Raw genomic sequence first — 22,432 nt, 5'->3', positions numbered from 1 at the left:
GCGCTGGCCGATCAACCGCGCTGGCGCACGGCCTCGAACAGGCTGACGCCGGCGGCGACGGAGACGTTCAGGCTCTCGATCTCGCCCGGCATCGGGATCTTGACCAGGCCATCGCAGTTCTCGCGGGTCAGGCGGCGCAGGCCATCGGCTTCGCCGCCCAGCACCAGCGCGATGTTGCCCTTCAGGTCCAGCTGGTACAGCGAGGCCGTGGCTTCACCGGCCAGGCCGTAGATCCACACGCCCTGCTTCTGCAGGTCCTTCAGGCAGCGCGAGAGGTTGGTCACCGCCACCACCGGGATCAGGTCGGCGGCACCGGCCGAAGTCTTGCGCACAGTGGCATTGACCGTGGCCGACTTGTCCTTCGGGATGATCACCGCGGTCGCCCCGGCGGCAGCGGCCGAGCGCAGGCAGGCGCCGAGGTTGTGCGGGTCCTGCACCTCGTCGAGCACCAGCAGCAGGGCCTTGCCCTCGGCCGCGGTGACCAGCCCTTCCAGCTCGTTCTCGCTGTAGGTACGGGCGGCGGCGTAGCGCGCGGCCACGCCCTGGTGGCGCACCGAACCGCCAACACCGTCCAGCGCCTGGCTGTTCACCTTGCGCACATCGATGCCCTTGCGGCGGGCGTTCTCTTCGATCTCGGTCAGGCGCGGGTTCTTCGCACCGGCCTCGACCAGCACTTCGCGGACGTTCTCGGCGTCGTTCTCGATGGAGGAGGCGACGGCGTTGACGCCGACAATCCACTGGCTGTTCTTGCTCATGCGGGCGGGGACCGGAAAGGGGGTGGCTATGGTAGAGCATCGGCAGGCCGGGCGCTGCGACCGGCCGCCCCTCTGTAGCGCCGAGCCCATGCTCGGCTGGCGGGGGGCCGATGAAGCCTGAACCCGGAGCAGCCGAGCGTGGGCTCGGCGCTAGAGGGGCGTTACCGACTGCGCGGCGGCCAGTGCGGGGTGTCGTGGTCGGGGTGCTGGTGGGAAACGATGGTGGCCAGGAACTCCAGCGCGGCGACGTCGTCCTCGGTGCGCCGCGCCGGCAGGCCGGACAGGCTGTCGACGAACGGCAGCTTGCGCTCCACCCCGTACTGGATCGTCGGTGGCAGGCGTTCCGGCTCATCGAAGGCGCCGGCAGCCACGGCCACGCCATCCGGGGCTTCATAGGTCAGGGGTGTACCGCAGTCGGCGCAGAAACCACGCCGCACCACGTTGGACGACTGGAAATAGCGCGGCTGGCCGCGGGTCCAGCTGAACTGCACGCCGCGCACGGATACCAGCGGCGCGTAATAGGCACCGAACGCCTTCTGGCACATCCGGCAATGGCAGATCGAGCTGTCGGTGAGCTCGCCACGCGCCTGGAAGCGGACCGCGCCGCACTGGCAGCCGCCACTGTATTCGGGTTGGCCTTGCATGCTGGGGTTCCTCCGGAACGTCGTGCCAACCAAGGTTGGCACCTACCAGTTGCGGTAGGTGCCGACCGTTGGTCGGCACACCTTTCAATACTTCTTCTTGGTGCGCTTGGCCGGCTTGCCCCGCTCGGGCGGCGGCGGCAGGCCATCGCCATCGCCCTCGTCCTCGCCCTTGTGCTCGACCAGGCGGAAGTCGATCTTGCGCTCTTCCATGCTGGCCTTCAGCACCAGGATCCGCACGCGGTCACCCAGCCGGTAGCTGCTGCCGCGGCGTTCGCCGGTCAGCGTTTTGCGGGTGGCGTCGAACTTGTAATAGTCCTGCGGCAGCTGGGTCACATGCACCAGGCCCTGCACCTTGGACTCGTCCAGTTCCACGAACAGGCCGAAGCTCGTCACGCCGCTGATCACGCCGTCGAACTGGCCGCCCACGTGCTTTTCCATCCACGCCGCGCGGTAACGCTCGTCGACCTCGCGCTCGGCTTCGTCGGCACGGCGCTCGCGCTCGGAACACTGCAGCGCCAGGGCCGCCATTTCGCGCGCGTTGTAGGTGAACTTGTCCAGCGGCTTGCCGGACAACGCATGCTTGATCGCACGGTGCACCAGCAGGTCGGGGTAACGGCGGATCGGCGAGGTGAAGTGCGCGTACGCCTCCAGCGCCAGGCCGAAGTGGCCGTGATTCTCCGGGCTGTAGATCGCCAGGCTCTGGCTGCGCAGCAACACCGATTCCAGCAGCGTGGCATCGGGGCGGTCGCGGATCTTCTTCAGCAGCTTGGTGTAATCGCCCGGGCGCACCTTCGACCACGGCGGCAGGCTCAGCTTGAACTCCTTGAGGAATTCCAGCAGGTCGGCGTACTTGGTTTCCGGCGGCTTCTCGTGGATGCGGTACGGCGCCGGCACATGGCGCGACAGCAGGTATCTGGCGGCCTCGACGTTGGCCGCGATCATGCACTCCTCGATCAGCTTGTGCGCGTCGTTGCGCACCAGCATGCCGGCCTGGGTCACTTCACCACGGTTGTCCAGCACGAAGCGCACTTCACTGCTTTCGAATTCGATGGCACCGCGCTTGGCGCGTGCCTTGGACAGCACCTTGTACAGCTGGTGCAGGCGCTGCACCTGCGGCAGCAGGTCGCCCATCCAGGCCTTGGTATCGGCATCGTCCTCGCCCACCGCCTTCCACACCTGGGTGTAGGTCAGGCGCGCATGCGAGTTCATCACCGCCTCGTAGAAGCGCGAATGCGTGACCAGGCCATCGCGGTCGATCTGCATGTCGCAGACAAAGCACATGCGGTCGACCTTCGGCATCAGCGAGCAGATGCCGTTGGACAGTGTCTCCGGCAGCATCGGCACCACGAAGCCCGGGAAGTACACCGACGTCGCACGCTTCTGCGCCTCTTCATCCAGCGGCGTACCAGGGCGAACGTAATTCGAGACGTCGGCAATCGCCACCACCAGGCGGAAACCCTCGGCATTCGGCTCGCAGTACACCGCGTCGTCGAAGTCCTTGGCATCCTCGCCATCGATGGTGACCAGCGGCGTGCTGCGCAGGTCGACACGGTCGCCAATCATCGCCGGCTCGACCACCAGCGGCACCGAGGCCGCTTCGTCCAGCACCTCCTGCGGGAACTCGAACGGCAGCTCGTGGCCATGGATGGCGGTCTCCACCACCAGCGACGCGGTCAGCTTGTCGCCGAGCACCGCGATGATGCGGCCGATCGGCGGGCGGCGGCTGTCCGGCGCCTGGGTCAGTTCACAGACCACCAGCTGGCCGTCGCGCGCACCACCGGTCTGGTCCGGCGGCACCTGCACGTTGCGCTGCACGCGCTTGTCGTCGGGCACCACGTAGTTGATGCCCATCTCGATGCTGAAGCGGCCGATCAGGCGGGTCATGCCGCGCTCCAGCACGCGGGCGATGCTGCCTTCGCGACGGCCACGGTGATCGATGCCGGTCACGCGGGCCAGCACCTTGTCGCCGTGCATGACCTTGCGCATTTCATAAGGCGGCAGGAACAGGTCGTCGCCGCCCTCGACCGGGCGCAGGAAGCCGAACCCTTCCGGGTTGGCGATCACCACACCGGTGACCAGGTTCAGGGTCTGGATCGGGGCGAAACCGCCGCGACGGTTCTGCACCAGCTGGCCGTCGCGGACCATCGCACCGAGCCGGCGCGACAGCGCTTCGGCCCGGTCCGGAGCGGTCAGGCCCAGGCGCGCGCCCAGTTCCTCGGCGGTCTGCGGCCCTTCGCAGCGCTCCAGCAGGGCCAGGATGGCCTCGCGGCTGGCGATGGGCTGTTCGTACTTCTCCGCTTCGCGGGCGGCATAGGGATCGTCGATCACCTTGCCGGCCGGCGGCAGCTTGCGGCCCGGGGCCGGGCCCGGTGCATCGGTACTGCGGACCTTGCGGCCGCGTGGCGGTACACCGCCTTCATTCAATTCGGGGAACCAGCCCGGCAGCGGCTTGCCCGGCTTGGTGGTGCGGGCTGCCCCCGCCTTGGCGCCCTTGTTCGGGGCCTGGCTGCGGGACTTGCTCCCGCCCTTGCTTGGTTTTTTGGTAGTCATCGCCCTACATGGTAGCCGCTGGCGGCGTGCAGAACGGGTCAGCGGTCGCCTTCAAGCGATCGCGTCAAAAACATTCAGGAAGTCGTTGACAGCCTGCGGATTCATCTTCACAATTGCGCCTCTGGAACGCCCAGGTGGCGGAATTGGTAGACGCACTAGTTTCAGGTACTAGCGGGTAAAACCGTGGAGGTTCGAGTCCTCTCCTGGGCACCAACGAAAAAACTCCTCGCTTCGGCGGGGATTTTTTTTGCCTGTGATCCGGCAGCCGGGGTCGGATTCCTTTCCAGAGGAAAGGGCTCTGGCCCCAAGCGAGTGAGATGGGGGGCAGAGCCCGTTTCGCATGCGCAACGGCAACCGACCCGGGATCAGCAAAAAGTGTTGACACCCCCGTCACGGCACCCCATAATCTCGCTCCTCGACGCCCAGGTGGCGGAATTGGTAGACGCACTAGTTTCAGGTACTAGCGGGTAAAACCGTGGAGGTTCGAGTCCTCTCCTGGGCACCACGTCGAGAATGAGAAAAACCCGCGAAGGCGGGTTTTTTCATGCCCCGGATCCGGCATCAGAACAACGGCCGCAGCACCAGTTCCAGCCCGAGCAGCAGCAGGAACCCCAGGAAGCAGGCGCGGAACACGCGCGCGCTGATGCGCTGCCGGATCACCTGGCCCAGCCACATGCCCAGCAGCGCCGGCAGCACCGCCAGCGCACTCAGCCCCAGCTGCTGGATGCCGAACGCACCGTGCAGCACCAGACCGGTGGTCAGCGAAATCGTCGACACGGTGAACGCCAGCCCGAGCGCCTGCACCAGCTCCTCGCGCTGCAATCCCAGCGACTGCAGGTACGGCACCGCCGGCATCACGAACACACCCGTCGCCCCCGTCACCACGCCGGACAGCGCACCCACCAGCGGCCCCAGCCAGCGCTCGCGCCGCTGCGGCACGCGGAACACCGGCGCGAGCAACGCATAGGCGGCATAGACCACCAATGCCACGCCCAGCGCAACGCGCGACCAGGTGCGATCGACCCGCACCAGCAGTGCGGCCGAACCCAGCGTCACCACCACCACGGCAAGCATCATCGGCCACAAACGCCGCACGATGTGGCCCAGCGACGGCCCGGACAGCAGTTGCCACGCATTGGTGACGAAGGTTGGAATGAACAGCATCGACGCCGCCGCCACCGGTGACAGGGTGCTGCCCAGCAGGCCCATCGCCACCGTCGGCAACCCCATCCCTGTCACGCCCTTGACCACGCCGGCCAGCACGAACACCACCACCAGCAGCAAATAGAAGTATGTCGATTCATGCATGGCTTCATTGGACCGGGCCCTCGCTAGGCGCACAATGCGGTCTTCCCGGCCCAGCCTTCGGCTGACCCGAAGGCGCCGGATCAGCAATGAGGCACGACATGCGGATGGACATCGCCGACCTGCGCCTGTTCCTGGCAATCGCCGAAGCCGGCAGCATCACCGCCGGCGCGGCACAGGCAAACCTGGCATTGGGTTCAGCCAGCGAGCGCCTGCGCACGATCGAAGCCGATGCCGGCACCGCGCTGTTGCACCGGCACCCACGCGGCGTCAGCCTGACCGAGGCCGGCGCCGCCCTCGCCCACCACGCACGCCTGATCCTGCAGCAGCAGGCACAGCTGCGTGGCGAACTACAGGCGTTCGCGCAGGGTGCGCGCGGCACCCTGCACCTGTATGCCAACACCGCCGCGCTGACCAACTACCTGCCCTCGCGGCTCGCGCCGTGGCTGGCCGGACGCCCACGCCTGCATGTGGAACTGCTGGAGCGCACCAGCCCCGAAGTCGTACGCGCGATCAGTGCCGGCCAGGCCGAAGCCGGCATCATCAGCGATGCGGTCGACGCTGCCGGCCTGCAGCAGCATGTGGTTGCCGAAGACCCGCTGGTGATGCTGCTGCCGGCCGATCACCGCCTCGCCTCGCGGCGCAGCGTGACCTTCGTCGAGGTTGCCGGCGAGACCTTCGTTGCCCTGGCCGATGGCAATGCACTGCAGACCTACATCGAGGACCAGGCGCGCGACATCGGGCGCCGCCTGGATGTACGCATCCGCATGAAGACCTTCGAAGGCGTGTGCATCATGGTCGGCCACGGCATCGGCGTCGGCATCGCGCCGCGGACCATCGCGCGCCAGCATCGGCGCAGCACGCACACCGTCGCCGTACCGCTCGCCGATGCGTGGGCGCAACGACGCCTGTGCGCGTGCTTTGCCGAGTGGACACGACTGTCACCGGCGATGCGCAGCCTGCTGCATCACCTGGGCGTGCAGCCCCAGAAAAAAGTGTGAAATGTTGTTGACACATCTTCTGTGGCTCCCCATAATTCATCTCCTGAGTCGCCCAGGTGGCGGAATTGGTAGACGCACTAGTTTCAGGTACTAGCGGGTAAAACCGTGGAGGTTCGAGTCCTCTCCTGGGCACCACGACTCAAGATGATCAAACCCGCGAAAGCGGGTTTTTTCGTTTCCGGGGTCTGGGAATTCACGCCCCGAGATCCATCCATGCGTGGCGTGGATCCACCAAAAGAAAAACCCCGCCTTGCGGCGGGGTTTCTGCGTTTCAACAGCAATGAACGGTCAGTGCCCGCCGCCGGCGGCAGCACCTGCACCCGCGCCGAACGGCGGCTTGGCCAGCCACAGGAACGTGATGATCGCCAGGAAGATCCAGCCCAGCAGGAAGAAGATGTCGTTGAAGCCCATCTGCGATGCCTGGTGGTTGATCATGTTGTTCAGTACCGCTGCACCGTGTTGCAGGTCGCCCTGCCCCATCGCCGTCACCTGGTCCTGCATGCCGGGCTGATAGGCCGAGATGTGCTCGGTCAGGTCGGCATGGTGCACCTGGGTACGCCGCGCCCACAGCCACGTCGTCAGTGACGCCGCGAAGCTGCCACCCAGCGTACGCAGGAACGTGGCCAGGCCGGAGCCCGCCGCGATCTCGCGCCCATCCAGGTCCGACAGCAGGATCTGCAGCACCGGCATGAAGAACAGCGCGACGCCGATGCCCATGATCAGCTGCACGCCGGCCACGTGCATGTAGTCCACCTGCAGGTTGAAGTTCGAACGCAGGAAGCTGGTCATCGACAGCACGATGAAGGCCACCGTGGCCAGCATGCGCATGTCGAAGCGCGATGCGTACTTGCCGACGAATGGCGTCATGATCACCGGCAGGATGCCGATCGGCGCGGTCGCCAGGCCTGCCCAGATCGCGGTGTAGCCCATGTCACGCTGCAGCCACTGCGGGATCAGCAGCGCCACGCTGAAGAACGCCGCGTAGGCCACCACCATCGCCAGCGTGCCGGCGCGGAAGTTGCGGTGCCGGAACAGCTTCAGGTCGACGATCGGATCCTTGTCGGTCAGCTCCCAGATCAGGAACACCGTCAGCGTCACCACCGCCACGCAGGCCAGCACCACGATCTTCATCGACGAGAACCAGTCCTCGTCGTTGCCCAGGTCGAGCACCAGCTGCAGGGCACCGACACCGATCACCAGGGTGACCAGGCCGACGTAGTCCATCTTCGGCTTCTCGATCTGCTCCGGGCGTCCCTTCAGCTGGTTGCCCACCACCAGCGCGGCGAAGATGCCCAGTGGCACGTTGATCAGGAAGATCCATTCCCAGCTGTAGTTGTCGGTGATCCAACCACCGAGGATCGGACCGCAGATGGGCGCCACCACCGTGATCATCGCCAGCAGCGCCAATGCCTGTCCGCGTTTCTCGCGCGGATAGATCGAGACCAGCAGCGACTGCGTGATCGGGTACATCGGGCCGGCCACGAAACCCTGCAGCGCACGCGACAGCACCAGCATGCCCATGCTCTGCGCCAGGCCGCACAGCAGCGAGGTGATGACGAAGGCCAGCGTGGCCCAGACGAACAGCTTGCGCTCGCCGAAGCGACGGCTGAGCCAGCCGGTCAGCGGCAGCGCGATGGCCGTGCTGACCGCGAACGAAGTGATGACCCAGGTCGCCTGCTGCGAGCTGGCGCCGAGATTACCGGCGATGGTCGGCAGTGAAACGTTGGCGATGGTGGTGTCGAGCACCTGCATGAACGACGCCATCGCCAGGCCCACGGTGCACAGGGCGACGCTGGGTGGCAGGAACCCGGAGGCCGCACCCGGCGCCGCCGGTGCACCCGGAGCGCCGGGTGCGGCTGGAGCTTGTGCGGACATGGCGACCTCAGCCCACCTTTGCCTGTTGCTGCGGCAGGTTGCCCTGGATGATCGTGTGGATCACCTCATCGGCATCATGCAGCTGCTTGGCATATACGTCGGTGTCGAACACGGTGCCCTTGGCCGGGGTGCTCGGCAGTACTTCACCCTTCTGGTCGCGCAGGCTCACTTCGGCCTTCATCGACAGGCCGATGCGCAGCGGGTGTTCGGCCAGCTGCTTGGCATCGATGGCGATGCGCACCGGCACGCGCTGCACGATCTTGATCCAGTTGCCGCTGGCGTTCTGCGCCGGCAACAGCGAGAACGCCGAGCCGGTACCCAGGCCCAGGCTCTGGATGCGGCCCTTGTACTTCACGTCACCGGCATACAGGTCCGACTTCAGCTCCACTTCCTGGCCCAGGCGCATATGGCGCAGCTGGGTTTCCTTGAAGTTGGCCTCGACCCACATCTGCTCGGTCGGCACCACGGCCATCAGGGCATTGCCCGGCTGCACGCGCTGGCCCACCTGCACCGAACGACGGGCAACGTAGCCGGTGACCGGCGCGACGATGCCGGCGCGGGCGTTGTTGAGGAAGGCCTGGCGCAGCTGCGCGGCGGCGGCCTGCACGTCCGGCTGGGTGGCGATCACGGTGTCGTCGACCAGCGCGCGGTTGCGCTCGACGGTCTCGCGCGAACCGGCAACGGCCGCTTCGGCCGCAGCCAGCTCGTCGCGGGCGTGGGCCAGTTCTTCGTTGGAAATGGCGCCAGTGGCGGCCAGATCCTTGCGGCGGGCGAAGTCCTCGCGCACGCGCTTCAGGGTCACCTGGCGGGCGTTCAGGTCCGCCTGCGCGCCTTCCACGCTGCGGTACAGGCCACGGGTCTGGCGCACGGTCTTGGCCAGGTTGGCTTCGGCCTGCTGCAGCGCCACCGAAGTGTCGGACGGGTCCAGCTGCACCAGCAGCTGGCCGCGCTCCACGCGCATGCCGTCATCGGCATTGATGGCGACCACGGTACCGGCCACCAGCGGGGTGATCTGCACCTGGTTGCCCTGCACGTAGGCATCGTCGGTCTCTTCGAACCAACGGCCGAACATGAAGTACCACAGCGCCAGGGCGGCAAGCAGCAGCACGACGATCACGAACAGGCCGCGCAGCAGGTTGCCGCGGCGGTTGGAGGCGGCCGGGGCCGCGGTGTCTTGGGTCTGGCTCATGGCGGGCGTCTTCAGGAATGCGAGGAATCGGAATGGGAGGCGATCGGTGCGCGGTCGGTGTCGGCGGGCTGGAAACCACCGCCCAGCGCCTTGCTCAGGCGCACCGAGGTCTGCACCTGCTGCGACTGCAGGCCGGCCAGCTGCTGCTGCGACTGCAGCAGGGTGGACTGCGCGGTCAGCACGTCCAGGTAGCTGCCGATGCCGGCGCGGTAGCGCTGCTGGGCCAGGTCGAAGGCCGAGCGTGCGGTGTCCACTGCCTGCTGCTGCGCGTGCGCCTGCTGCGCCAGCGAGCGCACCGCGTTGACCTGGTCGGCGACGTCGCGCAGTGCATCGAGCACGGCCTGGTTGTAGTTGGCCACCGCCAGGTCGTACTGCGCGTCGGTGTTGGCCAGGTTGGCGCGCAGCTTGCCGCCTTCGAAGATCGGCAGGCTCAACGCCGGGCCGATGTAGGCGAAGGTCGAGCTGCTCTTCAGCAGGTCACCCACGTTCGGGGCGACCACGCCGGCCAGCGCGGTCAGGTTGAAGCTCGGGTAGAACTTGGTCTTGGCGACCTTGATCTGCTTGTCGGCCGCTTCCACGCGCCAGCGCGCAGCCACGATGTCGGGGCGACGGCCGAGCAGTTCGCTGGGCAGTACGCCCGGCAGCTGCAGTGCCATCGGGTTCAACGGCTGCGGGCGCTGGATCGACAGGCCACGGTCCGGCCCCTTGCCGACCAGTGCAGCCAGCGCGGTGCGGGCGGCGTCGATGCGCTGCTGCGCGGCCAGCACCTGCTGCTGCGCGGCCGGCACGCGGGCCTCGGCCTGGCGCACCTGCAGATCGCTGTCGATGCCGGCGCTGCGGCGCTGGCGGGTCAGCTGCAGCGATTTCTGCGAGCGGGTCAGTTCTTCCTCGGCCACGTCGTTGAGCTGCCACGCGTAGGCCAGGTCGGCATAGGCCTGGGCAATGCCGGTGGACAGGTTCAGGCGTGCGGCCTGGGCTTCAACGGTGGCGGCATGCGCGCCATCCACGGCGGCTTCCCAGGCAGCGCGCTTGCCGCCCCACAGGTCCACGCCGTAGCTGAAATCGAAGGCGACCTGGCTGCTGCCGCCATAGCGGCCGCCCATCTCGCTGCCGACCATCGACTCGGGCAGGCGCAGGCCGGTGTAGCCGCCGGACACCGACAGGCTGGGCAGCTCGTCGGCGCGCGCGGTACCGACCTGGGCCTGGGCCTGGCGCAGGCGCGCGTCGGCGGCGTCCAGGCTCGGATGACCGGCCAGGCCTTCGGCGACCAGTGCGTCCAGCTGCGCATCGCCCAGTGCCTTCCACCAGTCCTGCGCCGGGAAGCCGGCGGCGCTCAGGTCGGTGTCAGCCAGGGTGCGTTCGCTGTGCAGGCTGTCCACGTCAAGCACGTGGCCCTGCGGGTTGAGGCCACGACTGCTGGCGCAGGCGGCCAGGGCCAGCGCCAGCGCTGACACCAGCAGCGCGCGCCCGGACCGGCGGAGAGTGGAATGCGGGATCGGGTTCATGGGGTCGTCAGTGAATCGCGGATTCGGGTAAGGAGGGACAGCAGCAGCGTGCGCTCGTCGGCGGAAAGATCACGCAGCGCGTAATCCATCACCGCGTCGCCGCGCAGCTTCAGCCGCGCCCACAACGCACGGCCTTCGTCGGTCAGCACGATCTGCAGTGCCCGCCGGTCCTGCGCATGCGCCTCGCGGCGGACGCAGCCCAGCGCCTCCAGCTTGTCCAGCAGGCGGGTGACCGCGCTGGGCACCTGGTCGATGGCCTGGGCCAGTTCGTTGGCGGTGCAGGGCGCCATGTGGGAAAGCACCTTCAACCCGATGTAATGGGTGAAGCCGATTCCCAGATCTTCTTCCGCCATGGACGCGTCGAGTTGGCGCACCAGGCCGTCGCGCACCTGGCGCAGCAGCAGGCCGAAGCTGGGGGGAGTGGTTGCAGGACAGATCATGGGGGAGCATTCTCTTCCAAAAAAAATATTTCTCAATGGAAATATTCGATCTGGCATCGAATGCTGTGTTGCAGCAGCGGGCTCGATCAGTGAAGGCGCCTACCTTAATGATCTGGTCAGGTGGCCCGGTAGTACAATCCAGCCAATGGATGTCACATTTCAGCCAGCGGACATGATGAACAAGGCAGAAATTCAGGTTCCCAAACGCCTACTCAGAGATGAGGCACTGGACTGGTTCGAGCGCAACGACGGCCCGCCGGTCATCGCCTTCCGCTTCGACAGCCAGCAGGGCCTGGCCCGCGAGGTCGACTGGCACCACCACCAGCGTGCCCAGTTGATCTGCGTCGAACGCGGCCTGCTGACCACCCGCACCTCGCATGGCACGTGGTCGCTGGCGCCGGGCTCGGCCGGCTGGATGCCGCCGCTGGAACCGCACACCGTCACCCTCGACGGCCCGTTGCGCGGCTGGGGCATGGCATTGGCTGCACCGGCCTGCGCCACCCTGCCCGCCGACCCCTGCGTGCTGGGCCTGTCCAAGCTGGCGCAGGCGCTGGCCGACCGCATCTGCGAATGGCCGCTCGGCCATGACACCACGCCCGAGCGCCAGCACATCATCGACGTGCTGCTGGACGAGATCCGCACCGCGCCGCGCCAGCGCATGCACCTGCCGATGCCGCACGACCGGCGCCTGCTGAAGATCGCCTCGCAGTTGCTGGCCGACCCCTCCGACGAACGCAGCCTGGCCGAATGGGCGCATTGGGCCGGTCTGTCACCGCGCAGCCTGACCCGTCACTTCCGCGACGAGACCACGCTCAGCTTCGCCCAGTGGCGGCAGCAGGCGCGCCTGTCAGAGGCTCTGCGCCAGCTGACCGACGGCCGCAGCGTGGCCGACATCGCCCACGCGCTGGGCTTCAGCAGCGCCAGCGCGTTCGTTACCGTGTTCCGCCGCCACTTCGGGCTGCCGCCCGGTCGCTACCTGGCACGGGCCGGGCACGGCCTGGAAACCGGGCTGGACCCTGCGCGCGGCTTGGCATCCCCCGCCGCATCCGGATAATCACAGGATTGCGAGCGGCGACCGCCGTCGCCGCCTCCCGACAACAGGTAACAACGCCGCATGACCGAACTTGCCCGCCCCGTGTTCCACGGATTCGAACAACTGCCGCTGCGCGAGTACGCCGAACGCGCCTACCTCGACTACTCGATGTATGTGGTCCTGGACCGCGCCCTGCCGTTCATCGGCGACGGCCTGAAGCCGGTGCAGCGCCGCATCATCTATTCGATGAGCGAGCTGGGCCTGAATGCCGCGTCCAAACCGAAGAAGTCCGCGCGCACCGTCGGTGACGTCATCGGTAAGTACCACCCGCACGGCGACAGCGCGTGCTACGAGGCCCTGGTGCTGATGGCACAGCCGTTCTCGTACCGCTATCCGCTGATCGAGGGCCAGGGCAACTTCGGCTCCAGCGACGACCCGAAGTCGTTCGCGGCGATGCGTTACACCGAATCCAAGCTGACCCCGATCGCCGAAGTGCTGCTGGGCGAACTGGGCCAGGGCACCACCGACTGGGCACCGAACTTCGACGGCACCCTGCAGGAGCCGACCTGGATGCCGGCACGGCTGCCGCACCTGCTGCTCAACGGCACCACCGGCATCGCCGTGGGCATGGCCACCGACGTGCCGCCGCACAATCTCAACGAGATCGTCAGCGCACTGCTGCACCTGCTGGACCACCCCGATGCCAGCGTGCGCGACCTGTGCGAGCACGTGCAGGGCCCGGACTATCCGTCCAGCGCCGAGATCATCACCTCGGCCAACGACCTGCGGAACATCTACGAGACCGGCAACGGCAGCGTGCGTGCACGTGCGACCTTCACCAAGGAGGCCAGCAACATCGTGGTGACGGCGCTGCCGTTCCAGGTGTCGCCGTCGAAGGTGATCGAGCAGATCGCCGCGCAGATGCGCGCCAAGAAGCTGCCGTGGCTGGAAGACATCCGCGACGAATCCGACCACGCCAACCCGGTGCGCGTGGTGCTGGTGCCACGTTCCAACCGCGTCGACGCGGACCAGCTGATGGGCCACCTGTTCGCGACCACGGACCTGGAGCGCAGCTACCGCGTCAACCTCAACGTGATCGGGCTGGACGGCCGTCCGCAGGTGAAGAACCTGAAGATGCTGCTCAGCGAATGGCTGACCTTCCGCAGCAACACCGTCACCCGCCGCCTGCAGCACCGCCTGCAGAAGGTCGAGCGCCGCCTGCACCTGCTGGAAGGCCTGCTGGTCGCCTTCCTCAACCTGGACGAGGTGATCCACATCATCCGTACCGAGGACGAACCGAAGGCGGCGCTGATCGCGCGCTTCGGCCTGTCCGAGGAACAGGCCGAGTACATCCTGGAAACCAAGCTGAAGCAGCTGGCCCGCCTGGAAGAGATGAAGATCCGTGGCGAGCAGGACGAGCTGGCCAAGGAGCGCGAGAAGATCCTCGGCATCCTCGACAGCAAGGCCAAGCTGAAGAAGCTGATCCGCGACGAACTGACCGCCGACGCCAGGAAGTTCGGCGACGCACGCCGCTCGCCGCTGGTGCAGCGCCAGGCCGCGCAGGCCATCGACGAGACCGAGCTGGTGCCGAGCGAGCCGATGACCGTGGTGCTGTCGGAGAAGGGCTGGATCCGAGCGGCCAAGGGCCACGACGTCGATGCGTCCGCCCTGTCCTACCGCGACGGCGACGCCCTGCAGGGCGCAGTGCGTGCGCGCAGCACCCAGCAGGTCGCGTTCCTCGACAGCGAAGGCCGCGCCTACTCGACGCCGGTGCATACCCTGCCCTCCGCGCGTGGCAATGGCGAACCGCTGACCGGCCGCTTCTCGCCGGCTCCCGGTACCAGCTTCGTGACCTTGGCCAGTGCCGAGCCGGATGCCCGCTTCGTGCTGGCCTCCAGCCACGGCTACGGCTTCGTCACCCGCTTCGAGAACCTGATCGGTCGCAACAAGGCCGGCAAGGCGATGCTGAACCTGTCGTCCGGCTCGTCGGTGCTCACCCCGTCGATGGTCGCCAACGTGGCCACCGACCGCATCGTGGCGGTGACCAGTTCCGGCAACCTGCTGGCGATCGCCGCCAACGACCTGCCGGAACTGGACAAGGGCAAGGGCAACAAGATCATCGAGATCCCGAAGGCCAAGCTCGCCACTGAACGCGTGGTCGCCATCGTGGCGATCAGCCCGGGGCAGACCCTGCAGGTGCGCAGCGGCCAGCGCACCATGGGCCTGAAGTTCAACGAGCTCGACGCCTACCTCGGCGCCCGTGCCACCCGCGGCCACCTGCTGCCGCGCGGCTGGCAGAAGGTGGAAGGGCTGTCGGTGGAATAAGAGGTACGGGGGTCGGATCCCTTTCCATGGGAAAGGGCTCTGACCCCAGGCACGAAAAAGCCGGGGCATTCCCCGGCTTTTTCGTTGTCGGCTGGCGGGCGGTGGAGCGGCTGGCGGGCGAAGGCTGGCTGGCGGTGCTCCGGTGCTGGCGGGCGACAGAACGCTGTGCTGCTGGTGGAGCCGACCGCTGGTCGGCTGCTTTTGGCTCCTGGTAGAGCCGACCGCTGGTCGGCTGCTTTCTGCAGAGCAGCCGACCAGCGGTCGGCTCTACCGGAAGGCAGCCGAGCATTGGCTCGGCTCTACAAAAACGATGCCCGCTCAGTGCGCCGGGGCGCCGTTGCCGTCGATCTTGCTCAGCTGGTACAGCTCCAGGCCGATGCGCTTGATCAGGCCCAGCTGCTGCTCCAGCCACCAGGCGTGGTCTTCCTCGGTGTCCTTCAGCTGCGCCAGCAGGATGTCGCGGCTCACGTAATCGCCCTTCTCCTCGCACAGCTTCATGCCGGCGGCGAGATTGTTCCGAACGGCGTATTCAGTATCGAGATCCTTCTGCAGCATCTCCTCCACGGTCTTGCCCGGCTCGGTGGCATGCGGGCGCATGTCCGGGTCGCCACCCAGGAACAGGATCCGGCGCAGCAGCGCATCGGCATGCTGGGTTTCCTCTTCCATCTCGTGGTTCAGGCGCTCGTACAGCGCGAACAGGCCCTGGTCCTCGTAGCGGCGGGAATGGATGAAGTACTGGTCGCGCGCAGCAAGCTCGCCGCGCAGCAGTTCCTTCAGGCAGGCGATGACGTCCGGGTTGCCTTTCATGGGGGGGCTCCTGTGAATCGATGCGGCATAGGGTGCCGCATTTCAAAATACGGTGATCTAATCGGAATCAGTCGCAGTTGCGCCTGCGGCTACAATCGGCCCACGAGTTCGGAAAGGACGTGCGATGCGACGTACATGGCGTTGGGTGCTGGGCGTGTTGATCGCCATCGTGCTGGTCACCGCACTGGTGCTGTGGCTGCTGCTGCGCGGCAGCCTGGCCGACCTGGACGGCGAGCATGCGCTGCCGGGGCTGGCCAAGCCGGTCACCATCGAGCGCGATGGGCTGGGCGTGGTCACCATCACTGCCGGCAGCCAGGCCGACGCGATGCGTGCGCTCGGCCGCGTACACGCGCAGGAACGTTATTTCGAGATGGACCTGATGCGCCGCAGTGCCGCTGGCGAGCTGTCGGCGCTGTTCGGGCCGAAGGCCATCGACGCCGACAAGCGCATGCGCGTGCACCGGCTGCGTGCACGCACCGAGGCGAATCTGCAGGCCGCACTGGGCGACAACGGCACGGCCGTGCGCGCCTACGTGGATGGCGTCAACGAAGGCCTGGCCGATCTCTCCGTGCGCCCATGGGCCTACCTGCTGCTGCGGCAATCACCACAACCGTGGCAGGCCAGCGACAGCGTGCTGACCGGGCTGGCCATGTATGCCGACCTGCAGGACCCCGGCAACCAGACCGAGCTTGCGCTCAGCCGCATCCGCGCAGTGGTGCCGCCGGCGCTGTACGCGCTGATCGCCCACGACGGCACCGAATGGGATGCGCCGCTGTTTGGCGAACCCACCGGCAACGCCGCCCTGCCCGATGCCAGCCAGCTGGACCTGCGCACATTGAAGGGAAAAACGGGCACTGAGCAGGAAGAGGGCGACGTCATCGGCAGCAACAACTTCGCGGTGGCCGGGGCGCTTACCGCCGACGGCCGCGCCATCGTTGCCGACGACATGCACCTGGGCCTGCGTGCACCCGGCCTGTGGTTCCGCGTGCGCCTGCGCTACCCCGACCCGCAGGCCGCCGGCGGCCAGGTCGATGTCACCGGCTTCTCCCTGCCGGGCCTGCCGGCGGTGATCGTCGGCAGCAACGGGCACGTCGCCTGGGGCTTCACCAACAGCTACATCGACACGGCGGACTATCGCACGGAACCGGCCAACGCCGCCGTGACCGTGCACGAAGAGCGCATCGCCGTGGCCGGCCAGGCCGACGTGCTGTTCGCGGTGCGCGAAACCGACTGGGGGCCGATCCTGCATACCCATGCCGATGGCAGTGGCGACGCCCTGCGCTGGGTCGCACACCTGCCCGGTGCCGTACGCCTGGATTTCGCTGACCTGGCCCGCGCCGGTGACCTCGACGGTGCACTGCACTTCGCCGACCGTGCCGGCATCCCCGCACAGAACCTGGTGGTCGGTGATCGCAGCGGGCGCATTGCCTGGCGCCTGATCGGCGCTCGCCCGGACCGCGGCCCCGGCTGTGCACCGGCCGGCTTCAATGCCGCCAGCAACCAGGGCTGCGCGCCGTGGCCGATCCGCAGCGATGCCTCGCCGGCATTGATCGATCCCCCCAACCATCGCCTGTGGACCGCCAATGGACGCGTCCTCGACGGCGAGGCACTCGCCAGCGTCGGCAACGGCGGCTATGACCTGGGTGCGCGGGCGCGGCAGATCCGCGACCTGCTGGCAATCCAGGAGCGCTTCGACGAGCACGACCTGCTGGCGATCCAGCTCGACGACCGCGCGGTGTTCCTGCAGCGCTGGTGGGCTCTGCTGCACGACGTCATCGAACGCAGTGACGACCCTGCGCTGAAGCGTTTGAAGGAGGCCAGCCATCAATGGGGCGGGCGCGCCTCGGCCAGTTCGGTCAGCTACCGGGTGGTGCGTGAATTCCGCACGCAGGTCATGGCCACGCTGTCCGATGCACTGCTGGCCCCGGCCAACGCGCAGCTGGGCGATGCCTACCTGGACCCACGCCTGGCACAGCTGGAAGGCGTGGCCTGGCCGATGCTGGAACAGCGCCCGGCCAACCTGCTGCCACCGGCCTTCGACAGCTGGGATGCGCTGCTGATCGACGCCGCCCGCCGTACCGAGGGTGAGCTGGCCAAGCAGGGGCCGCTGGCCAAGCGCAGCTGGGGTGAACGCAATACCGCGGCGATCTGCCACCCCATCGCACGGGCGCTGCCGGACATCGCCAAGCGCTGGCTGTGCATGCCCGCCGACCGCCTGCCCGGCGACCGGGACATGCCGCGCGTGCAGACGCCGAACTTCGGCGCCTCCGAGCGCATGGTGGTCTCGCCCGGCCACGAGGCCGACGGCATCGTGCACATGCCCGGCGGCCAGAGCGGCCATCCGCTGTCACCGTACTGGGGTGCCGGCCACGAGGACTGGGTGCATGGGCGCCCGACACCGTTCCTGCCGGGCAAGACGCAGCACGTGATGACACTGGTGCCAGCGCGGTAGTGCCGGCCGCTGGCCGGCATCCATGCAGGTGTGTCCAGCATCATCAGGTTGCCGGCCAGCGGCCGGCACTACCGTTCAACGTTCAGGCCCTGCGCCGTTCGATCAGGTTCAGCAGCGGCCCGGTCATCGCCGTGGTCACCAGCGCCATGATCACCAGCACCGCGAACAGGCGGTCACCGAGCAGGCCCAGCTCATACCCCAGGTTGAGCACGATCAGCTCCATCAGGCCGCGGGTGTTCATCAGCGCGCCCAGCCGCCACGCTTCGCGCGTGGGCATGCCGGCACTGCGCGCGGCACTGAAGGTGCCCAGCAGCTTGCCCGTCGTGGCCACCGCGATCACCACCACGCACAGCACGATGTCGCTGGCCTGCAGCGCATCGGCGCGCATGCGCAGTCCGGTCATGGCGAAGAACAACGGCAGCAGCAGCGTGACCGCGAACGGCTCGACACGGGCCATCAGCAGGTCACGCAGCTGCGCGTTGGACGATACCGCGACACCCGCAGCGAACGCGCCGAACAGCGCGTGGATGCCCAGCATCTCGGTGACCAGCGCACTGCCCAGCGACAGCAGCAGGATGCCGAGCAGCCAGCGCCCCTCGCGGCCCGGCGCAATCTGCCGGCGCGCGAACCACGGCTTCACCAGCCCCAGCATCAGCGCCACGAACGCGACCACGCACACCAGGTTGAGGCTGGCCGGCAACCAGCCGCTGGCCTGGGCGGCAGCCACGATCAGCGCCAGCAGGCACCACGCGGTGGCATCGCCCAAGGCAGCGCAGGCGATCGCGGTCTGCCCCAGCGGCGTCTGTGTGATCCCGCGGTCGGCCAGGATGCGCAGCAGCACGGGGAAGGCCGTGATGCTCATCGAGATGCCTACGAAAAGTGCGAATGCGGTGAAGCCCACACCCTGTGGGCCGTGCTGCGGATACAGCCAGATCGCCAAGGCGACGCCGAGCACGAACGGCACTGCAATGCCGGCATGGCTGACGGTAAAGGCGAAACGCCGGCGGCCACGCAGCGCCGCCAGGTCCAGTTCGGCACCGGCCACCAGCAGGAACATCAGCACGCCCAGCTGGCTGAGCATGCCCAGCGGGCCCAGCGAACTGGCCGGGAACAGCGCACCATGCAGCTGCGGCAGCAGGCTGCCAAGCACCAGCGGCCCCATCATCAGGCCAGCGGCCATTTCGCCGATCACCGCCGGCTGTCCCATGCGCTTGAGCAGCGCCCCCGCGCCCTTGGCCACCAGCAGCAGTACCAGCAGCTGCAGCAGGAACAGGCCCAGCGGAGACGCCAGATGCTGCACCCAGCCGCCTTCGGCGGCGACGGAGGCACGGGCAACCGCCTCGGGCGCCGCCGGCCCGGCATACCGCGCCAGCAGCACGCCAGCCAGCAACGGAACCCCGGCCCAGGCCAGGTAGCGCCATCCCCATTTCGTGGGCGGCGCGTTGCCGCCTGCCTGTACGTCCATGAACATTCCCCAATGTGCAGGGGGCGATCATACAAAAAGGGGACGGAGGGGATTAAGGCGTTAATGGCACAAACGACTTAATCCCCTCCGTCCCCTTTTGGGGGTGCTTAGGCCAGTGCCTGCTCGTGCACGCCGGCGATCGCGCGACCCGACGGATCCGCCGCCGCGGCGAAGCTGGCGTCCCAGGCGATGGCCGCGGGCGACGAACAGGCGATCGACTTGCCTCCCGGCACGGTCTCGGCCGCTGCCCGGCTCGGGAAGAACTGCTCGAACAGGTGGCGGTAGTAGTACGCCTCCTTGGTCTGCGGCGGGTTGTGCGGGAAGCGCTTGTCGGCGGCCGCCAGTACACGGTCGCTCACCTGCGCCTCGGCATGTGCCTTCAGCCCATCGATCCAGCCATAGCCCACGCCATCGCTGAACTGTTCCTTCTGCCGCCACAGGATGCTGTCCGGCAGGTAGCCATCGAACGCCTCGCGCAGCACCGCCTTCTCGATGCGGCGGCCACCAAAGCCGGCACCGACCATCTTGTGCGCGGCATCGAAGCGCATCGCCACATCGAGGAACTCACGGTCGAGGAACGGCACGCGCGGCTCCACGCCCCAGGCCATCATCGACTTGTTGGCGCGCAGGCAGTCGTAGTTGTGCAGGGCGTCGAGCTTGCGTACCAGCTCGTCGTGGAATTCACGCGCATCCGGTGCCTTGTGGAAGTACAGGTAGCCACCGAAGATCTCGTCGCTGCCCTCGCCGGAGAGCACCATTTTCACGCCCATCGCCTTGATCCGCCGCGCCAGCAGGAACATCGGCGTCGATGCGCGGATGGTGGTGACGTCGTAGGTCTCGATGTGGCGGATCACCTCCGGCAGCGCATCGAGGCCTTCCTCGAACGTGTACTCGAAACCGTGATGCACGGTGCCCAGCGCTTCGGCGGCGATCGCTGCGGCGGCCAGATCGGGCGAGCCCTTCAAGCCGATCGCGAACGAGTGCAGGCGCGGCCACCAGGCTTCGGTCTGTCCCCCATCCTCGATGCGACGACGTGCATAGCGCGCGGCCACCGCCGCCACCAGCGACGAGTCCAGGCCACCGGACAGCAGCACGCCATAAGGCACATCGCTCATCAGCTGGCGCTCCACCGCATGCTCGAACGCCTGGCGCAGTTCAGCCAGATCGGCCTGGCGGCCCTGCACGTCGGCGTAGTCGCGCCACGGTTGCTGGTAGTAGCGCACCAGCTCACCGCTGGCACTGTCGAAATAGTGGCCCGGCGGGAACTGCGCGACATCGGCACAGGTATCGACCAGCGCCTTCATTTCCGAGGCGACGCGCAAGCGCCCCTGGGCATCGTGGCCCCAGTACAGCGGCACCACGCCCACCGGGTCGCGCGCCACCAGCACGCGTCCACTGTCACGGTCCCACAGCGCGAAGGCGAAGATGCCGTTGAGCTGTTCCAGCCACTGCGCCGGCGCGCCGCCCTGGCGGTAGAGCGCGTTGATCACCTCGCAGTCCGAGCCGGTCTGGAAGTCGTAGGTGGTGGTCAGCGCCGCCTTCAACGCTTGGTGGTTGTAGATCTCGCCGTTCACCGCCAGCGCCAGCTGGCCATCGGCCGACAGCAGCGGCTGCGAACCACCGGCCGGATCGACGATGGCCAGCCGTTCATGGACCAGCAGCGCACCTTCGTCGAGGTACACGCCGCTCCAGTCCGGGCCACGGTGGCGCTGGCGTTGCGACAGTTCCAGCGCGTGGCGGCGCAGGGTGGGAAGATCGTCACCGGCCTGCAGGCCGAAGATTCCGAAGATCGAACACATGGGGGAGCTCCTGTTGGGGATTTCACGGGTGGGAGGGTGTTCGACCGGCCATCCAGGCCCGGGTGGGACTACGCCCGGGCACAAAAAAACCCGCATCGACCGATGCGGGTTTTCTGGTGTCCGGGCGTGTGTTGCTGTCTATCTACCCAGGGCGCAGTCCCGCATCGGCCGCGCACGATTATTCGCGCGCAGATTATTGCGGTTGTTGTTATTGACGGCGGTGGCCAGGCGGATCGACATGGCATTGACCCTACCCCGGTTTCCGGCATGGTGCAACCGTTGCGTTGGCAACCACTCCCCGGCGCGCATAATGGCCGGCCGTGAAACGTGTAATGGAAATGCAACACCGCACTGGACGCAACGCGGCGCTGGCCGCCCTGTTCTGCCTGGGCCTGGCCGCCTGCCAGACCCTGGCCCCACCCTCGCCCCTGCCACCGGCCCAGCTGCAGGGCCTGGAACAACGCGGCACCGACGGCAGCTTCGAGGGTGCCTTCGATACCGCGGAAACCTTCGAACGCTTCAACGATCCGCGCGCCATCGCCTACTACGAGCGCGCCGCCGCGGTCACACCCTGGACCTTCCACAACACCAAGGCGGAAGAAGCACTGGGCAGGATCTGGATCTCCGGCACGCTGCGGCATGCCGACAGCCCCCACATCAATCCGGCGCCGGTGCTGCGTGCGTCCTGGCGACGCGGAGAACGTGCCTACCTGGCGGCGGCCTACCACGGCAATCCCTATGCGTTCTACGAACTCGCCAAGGCCTATCGTCAGCGAGGCGACGCGCAACAGGCGCTGCGCTGGGACCTGCGCGGAATGATCTACGAGCGCTACCCGAGTTCGTCGTCACGGCTACCGGATGCGGTGGCCGCACAGGATGGCACCGTGCATCCACTGGTTGCGCAGATCCAGCGCCGCGCCGAGCGTGGCGATGCCGAAGCGCAGGTAGACCTGGGCGCGCTGCTGGAAAAGGGCATGGGACTGCCGCGCGATCCCGCACGTGCGCTGCAGCTGTACCAGCGTGCCGGCGAGAAGGGCAATGTGTTCGGCCAGTACTTCGCCGGACTGCTGCTGGGCCGCGGTGCACCGGGCGTGGAGAAGGACACCGACGCAGCCGCACGCTGGTTCGCCCGGGCCGAGGCGCAGCGCTTCTACATGGCGGCGCCGAGCTACTGGGAAAAAGCGATCAAGCCGCCGTTCTTCATTTTTTCTGAGTAGAGCCGAGCCACGCTCGGCTGGGCATTCCCTGCAGAAGCAGCCGAGCATGGCTCGGCTCTACAGGAAAGCA

General features: G+C 67.5%; 16 protein-coding genes and 3 tRNA genes. 8 read left to right on the top strand and 11 right to left on the bottom strand.

Features of this window, described 5'->3' with window-relative positions; all coding sequences use genetic code 11:
• Positions 1-11: 11 nt before the first annotated feature.
• The 3 genes from rlmB to rnr form a co-directional block, all read right to left on the bottom strand.
• Entirely contained in the window at positions 12-755 is a 744-nt protein-coding gene (gene rlmB, locus ACT6SE_RS06105; protein WP_005408775.1) for a 23S rRNA (guanosine(2251)-2'-O)-methyltransferase RlmB, read from the bottom strand.
• A gap of 161 nt (positions 756-916) precedes the next feature.
• Positions 917-1,399, bottom strand: coding sequence for a GFA family protein (locus ACT6SE_RS06100; protein WP_014646528.1), 483 nt, complete (start codon positions 1,397-1,399; stop codon positions 917-919).
• Between the two features lie 84 nt (positions 1,400-1,483).
• Positions 1,484-3,949, bottom strand: a complete 2,466-nt coding sequence (rnr, locus tag ACT6SE_RS06095; protein WP_046429742.1) for a ribonuclease R — start codon at positions 3,947-3,949, stop codon at positions 1,484-1,486.
• Between the two features lie 128 nt (positions 3,950-4,077).
• On the opposite strand from rnr, the gene ACT6SE_RS06090 reads away from it, so the two are divergent.
• Positions 4,078-4,162, top strand: a tRNA-Leu gene (locus ACT6SE_RS06090).
• 207 nt (positions 4,163-4,369) lie between these two features.
• Positions 4,370-4,454, top strand: a tRNA-Leu gene (locus tag ACT6SE_RS06085).
• Between the two features lie 56 nt (positions 4,455-4,510).
• Here ACT6SE_RS06085 and ACT6SE_RS06080 read toward each other — a convergent pair.
• Positions 4,511-5,257 (bottom strand): sulfite exporter TauE/SafE family protein, encoded by a 747-nt coding sequence (locus ACT6SE_RS06080; RefSeq protein ID WP_014646526.1) that lies wholly within the window; start codon positions 5,255-5,257, stop codon positions 4,511-4,513.
• 98 nt (positions 5,258-5,355) lie between these two features.
• Here ACT6SE_RS06080 and ACT6SE_RS06075 point away from each other — a divergent pair, with 98 nt between their 5' ends.
• Together ACT6SE_RS06075 and ACT6SE_RS06070 are read left to right on the top strand one after the other, a co-directional pair.
• The gene (locus tag ACT6SE_RS06075) at positions 5,356-6,255 is read left to right on the top strand and encodes a LysR family transcriptional regulator (RefSeq protein WP_046429741.1); all 900 of its coding nucleotides are present in this window, start codon (positions 5,356-5,358) and stop codon (positions 6,253-6,255) included.
• Positions 6,256-6,305: 50 nt separating this feature from the next.
• A tRNA-Leu gene (locus tag ACT6SE_RS06070) sits at positions 6,306-6,390 on the top strand.
• A gap of 153 nt (positions 6,391-6,543) precedes the next feature.
• On the opposite strand, the gene emrB is transcribed toward ACT6SE_RS06070, so the two are convergent.
• Genes emrB through emrR form a run of 4 tightly spaced genes read right to left on the bottom strand, consistent with a single transcriptional unit; the run spans position 6,544 to position 11,264 of the window.
• Positions 6,544-8,130: a multidrug efflux MFS transporter permease subunit EmrB gene (gene emrB, locus ACT6SE_RS06065; RefSeq protein ID WP_005408769.1), complete on the bottom strand. Its 1,587-nt coding sequence runs from the start codon at positions 8,128-8,130 to the stop codon at positions 6,544-6,546.
• A gap of 7 nt (positions 8,131-8,137) precedes the next feature.
• The gene (emrA, locus tag ACT6SE_RS06060) at positions 8,138-9,319 is read right to left on the bottom strand and encodes a multidrug efflux MFS transporter periplasmic adaptor subunit EmrA (protein ID WP_046429740.1); all 1,182 of its coding nucleotides are present in this window, start codon (positions 9,317-9,319) and stop codon (positions 8,138-8,140) included.
• A gap of 11 nt (positions 9,320-9,330) precedes the next feature.
• Positions 9,331-10,824, bottom strand: a complete 1,494-nt coding sequence (emrC, locus tag ACT6SE_RS06055; RefSeq protein WP_046429738.1) for a multidrug efflux transporter outer membrane subunit EmrC — start codon at positions 10,822-10,824, stop codon at positions 9,331-9,333.
• Positions 10,821-11,264, bottom strand: coding sequence for a multidrug efflux system transcriptional regulator EmrR (gene emrR / locus ACT6SE_RS06050; RefSeq protein ID WP_014646521.1), 444 nt, complete (start codon positions 11,262-11,264; stop codon positions 10,821-10,823). Before emrR ends, emrC begins: the two co-directional genes overlap by 4 nt.
• Before the next feature lie 172 nt (positions 11,265-11,436).
• On the opposite strand from emrR, the gene ACT6SE_RS06045 reads away from it, so the two are divergent.
• Positions 11,437-12,318, top strand: coding sequence for a helix-turn-helix domain-containing protein (locus tag ACT6SE_RS06045; protein WP_046429737.1), 882 nt, complete (start codon positions 11,437-11,439; stop codon positions 12,316-12,318).
• 60 nt (positions 12,319-12,378) lie between these two features.
• Positions 12,379-14,622, top strand: a complete 2,244-nt coding sequence (parC, locus tag ACT6SE_RS06040; protein ID WP_046429736.1) for a DNA topoisomerase IV subunit A — start codon at positions 12,379-12,381, stop codon at positions 14,620-14,622.
• A 318-nt stretch (positions 14,623-14,940) separates the two neighbouring features.
• Here parC and bfr read toward each other — a convergent pair whose 3' ends face one another.
• A complete protein-coding gene (gene bfr, locus ACT6SE_RS06035; protein ID WP_005408763.1) occupies positions 14,941-15,429 on the bottom strand; it encodes a bacterioferritin in 489 nt (162 codons plus the stop codon).
• Between the two features lie 124 nt (positions 15,430-15,553).
• On the opposite strand from bfr, the gene ACT6SE_RS06030 reads away from it, so the two are divergent.
• Positions 15,554-17,881 (top strand): penicillin acylase family protein, encoded by a 2,328-nt coding sequence (locus ACT6SE_RS06030; RefSeq protein ID WP_046429734.1) that lies wholly within the window; start codon positions 15,554-15,556, stop codon positions 17,879-17,881.
• An 82-nt stretch (positions 17,882-17,963) separates the two neighbouring features.
• On the opposite strand, the gene ACT6SE_RS06025 is transcribed toward ACT6SE_RS06030, so the two are convergent.
• Together ACT6SE_RS06025 and asnB are read right to left on the bottom strand one after the other, a co-directional pair.
• Positions 17,964-19,352, bottom strand: coding sequence for a cation:proton antiporter domain-containing protein (locus ACT6SE_RS06025; RefSeq protein WP_014646517.1), 1,389 nt, complete (start codon positions 19,350-19,352; stop codon positions 17,964-17,966).
• A 101-nt stretch (positions 19,353-19,453) separates the two neighbouring features.
• Entirely contained in the window at positions 19,454-21,145 is a 1,692-nt protein-coding gene (asnB, locus tag ACT6SE_RS06020; protein WP_046429732.1) for an asparagine synthase B, read from the bottom strand.
• A 338-nt stretch (positions 21,146-21,483) separates the two neighbouring features.
• Here asnB and ACT6SE_RS06015 point away from each other — a divergent pair, with 338 nt between their 5' ends.
• On the top strand, positions 21,484-22,362 hold the full coding sequence (locus ACT6SE_RS06015) for a tetratricopeptide repeat protein (protein WP_046429754.1): 879 nt from the start codon (positions 21,484-21,486) through the stop codon (positions 22,360-22,362).
• Positions 22,363-22,432: the final 70 nt, after the last annotated feature.

Source organism: Stenotrophomonas sp. LC732 (genome assembly GCF_052446685.1).
Taxonomy (GTDB): Bacteria; Pseudomonadota; Gammaproteobacteria; order Xanthomonadales; family Xanthomonadaceae; genus Stenotrophomonas; species Stenotrophomonas muris.
Note: the sequence above shows the minus strand (reverse complement) of the source record. Positions and strands in the feature narration are given on the sequence as shown.

What these genes read in the sequence shown, in the direction of transcription:
- rlmB (WP_005408775.1), bottom strand. Translation starts at nt 755, where the DNA reads ATGAGCAAGAACAGCCAGTGGATTGTCGGCGTCAACGCCGTCGCCTCC.
- ACT6SE_RS06100 (WP_014646528.1), bottom strand. Translation starts at nt 1,399, where the DNA reads ATGCAAGGCCAACCCGAATACAGTGGCGGCTGCCAGTGCGGCGCGGTC.
- rnr (WP_046429742.1), bottom strand. Translation starts at nt 3,949, where the DNA reads ATGACTACCAAAAAACCAAGCAAGGGCGGGAGCAAGTCCCGCAGCCAG.
- ACT6SE_RS06080 (WP_014646526.1), bottom strand. Translation starts at nt 5,257, where the DNA reads ATGCATGAATCGACATACTTCTATTTGCTGCTGGTGGTGGTGTTCGTG.
- ACT6SE_RS06075 (WP_046429741.1), top strand. Translation starts at nt 5,356, where the DNA reads ATGCGGATGGACATCGCCGACCTGCGCCTGTTCCTGGCAATCGCCGAA.
- emrB (WP_005408769.1), bottom strand. Translation starts at nt 8,130, where the DNA reads ATGTCCGCACAAGCTCCAGCCGCACCCGGCGCTCCGGGTGCACCGGCG.
- emrA (WP_046429740.1), bottom strand. Translation starts at nt 9,319, where the DNA reads ATGAGCCAGACCCAAGACACCGCGGCCCCGGCCGCCTCCAACCGCCGC.
- emrC (WP_046429738.1), bottom strand. Translation starts at nt 10,824, where the DNA reads ATGAACCCGATCCCGCATTCCACTCTCCGCCGGTCCGGGCGCGCGCTG.
- emrR (WP_014646521.1), bottom strand. Translation starts at nt 11,264, where the DNA reads ATGATCTGTCCTGCAACCACTCCCCCCAGCTTCGGCCTGCTGCTGCGC.
- ACT6SE_RS06045 (WP_046429737.1), top strand. Translation starts at nt 11,437, where the DNA reads ATGATGAACAAGGCAGAAATTCAGGTTCCCAAACGCCTACTCAGAGAT.
- parC (WP_046429736.1), top strand. Translation starts at nt 12,379, where the DNA reads ATGACCGAACTTGCCCGCCCCGTGTTCCACGGATTCGAACAACTGCCG.
- bfr (WP_005408763.1), bottom strand. Translation starts at nt 15,429, where the DNA reads ATGAAAGGCAACCCGGACGTCATCGCCTGCCTGAAGGAACTGCTGCGC.
- ACT6SE_RS06030 (WP_046429734.1), top strand. Translation starts at nt 15,554, where the DNA reads ATGCGACGTACATGGCGTTGGGTGCTGGGCGTGTTGATCGCCATCGTG.
- ACT6SE_RS06025 (WP_014646517.1), bottom strand. Translation starts at nt 19,352, where the DNA reads ATGTTCATGGACGTACAGGCAGGCGGCAACGCGCCGCCCACGAAATGG.
- asnB (WP_046429732.1), bottom strand. Translation starts at nt 21,145, where the DNA reads ATGTGTTCGATCTTCGGAATCTTCGGCCTGCAGGCCGGTGACGATCTT.
- ACT6SE_RS06015 (WP_046429754.1), top strand. Translation starts at nt 21,484, where the DNA reads ATGCAACACCGCACTGGACGCAACGCGGCGCTGGCCGCCCTGTTCTGC.